The organism is Variovorax sp. P4_D9, assembly GCF_056401695.1.
On the sequence record NZ_JBFUIU010001342.1, the window covers coordinates 1 to 1,663 of the forward strand.

At 57.1% G+C, this 1,663-nt stretch carries 3 protein-coding genes; all 3 read left to right on the forward strand.

The features are described 5' to 3' along the window. On the forward strand, positions 1-342 hold a 342-nt coding region (locus AC1DY5_RS54680), incomplete at its 5' end, for a type IV secretion system protein (protein WP_478122536.1). 5 nt (positions 343-347) lie between these two features. Then, positions 348-614, forward strand: a complete 267-nt coding sequence (locus AC1DY5_RS54685; protein ID WP_478122537.1) for a hypothetical protein — start codon at positions 348-350, stop codon at positions 612-614. Between the two features lie 15 nt (positions 615-629). Then, entirely contained in the window at positions 630-1,583 is a 954-nt protein-coding gene (locus AC1DY5_RS54690) for a TrbL/VirB6 family protein (RefSeq protein WP_478122538.1), read from the forward strand. The last annotated feature ends 80 nt before the right edge of the window (positions 1,584-1,663 follow it).

Sequence of the window (1,663 nt, forward strand, 5' to 3'; positions counted from 1 at the left end):
GAGCTGAACAGCGACGCCTCCATGCGCACCGCATGCACGCAGCAGTGGCAGCAGCTCGCGTTGCAAAAGCAGATCGGCGACATGGGCTACCGCAAGGCCTCCGAGAACATTCGCAACCTCCAGACCTTCGTCGGCTCGATCAACGCGTCCACCGACCAGAAGGCCATCTCCGAAGTTCAAGCGCGCATCCAGGTCGAGACAGTGCGCATGCAGAACGAGCAGATCAAGCTGTCGACGATCCAGGCGATGGAAGAGGCCGACCGTCGCCTGCAGCAGCAATCAGCCATTGACAACTTCAATGCTGGCATGACCCGTGGGTCGGCCGGTGGCATCAGGTTCTGAAAATCATGAAGAAGCAATCGTTTAAGCAAGCTGCAGTGCTGACCGTAGTCCTTCTGGTCGCGGGGTGCGGCAAACAGGAAGCAGCGGTCGAGGCTATCAAGTTCGACCCGAAGTTCATCGCCGCCGAGGCAGACAAGGGAAACCTTGGGCCGCTCATAGAGCTGAATGCCGCGTGCAGTTCAGAGATGGAAAAGACCGGAAAGCGTGCTGCCGCCTGCACGGCGCAAGATGAAGTCGGCGCGCTGCGGAAACCTATGAAACTCAACTTCTGATGGTTGGAGTGCCTCATGGCCGACAACATCATTGCCGACATCTATACGAAGTTTGATCGAGCGCTCGGTGGATTCTATGAGTCCGCTGCGGCGGGGATCTCCGGCTACGTAATTCCCATTGCATGGGTGTTGCTCGGCATCTGCCTTTTGATCTGGTGCTACCTGATCATCGAAGGAAAAGTGGCCATGCCGATCACCGACTGGTTGCTGAAATTCGTCGGATTTATGGTGGTGCTTTACATCATGGGGAACGGATACCTGAACTGGGTCGCCAGACCGATCTTCGATCTCCCGTCCGCGCTGACGTCGGCGATGAGCAGCTCGGCGACGAACGCGCCTGATCTACTCGGGCAGGTGAACGAGAAGGTGGTGGATTTGGTTTCCGCGATGTTCACTGCCGGAAGCAATCTTGTTAAGGAACTCGCCATTGGGCCAGCCATAGCGTTGTTCCTTATGGGCGTCCTTGTCATTGTCGCCGTCTATTTGCTCCTCGCAGCCGCTCTCTTCTCCGTCATCTTCTCGAAGCTTGGGTTGAGCATGGTCCTCGCAGTGGGACCGTTCTTCGTGCTCGCGTTGGTCCTTCCTCAGACCCGAAACTACTTCTACTCGTGGTTGAACACCGGGCTGTACTTCGTCTTCTATCACGTGTTCAGTGCGCTGTTCATCTTCATGTTCATCGGCATCGTGAACAGTTATTTGGGCACATTGAACAACACGCTGGGCGGGACTKGCGGCGGTGGTGGGGTGCTCAACATGGTCGCAAACCTATTGGGGGTGCGTGGGTCAGGCTTGAACGTCGCCGCGATCACTATTCCCATCTTGCTGATCTCGATGGCGATGTTCTTCATGTTCCTGCAGATCCCGACCATTTGCGCGTCGCTGACGGGTGGAAGCGGGGGATCCCTCGGTGCCGGCCTCACAAACCTGACGCACGCGAAGTCGCTCTTCAGCAGGTCGAGAGTAAGGTAGGAGGCGAGCGATGACATCGACCTCTCGTTTCGTGATTGCGTTGCTCGTGATAGCCCTATCAGGCTGCAGCGGCCCCAAAC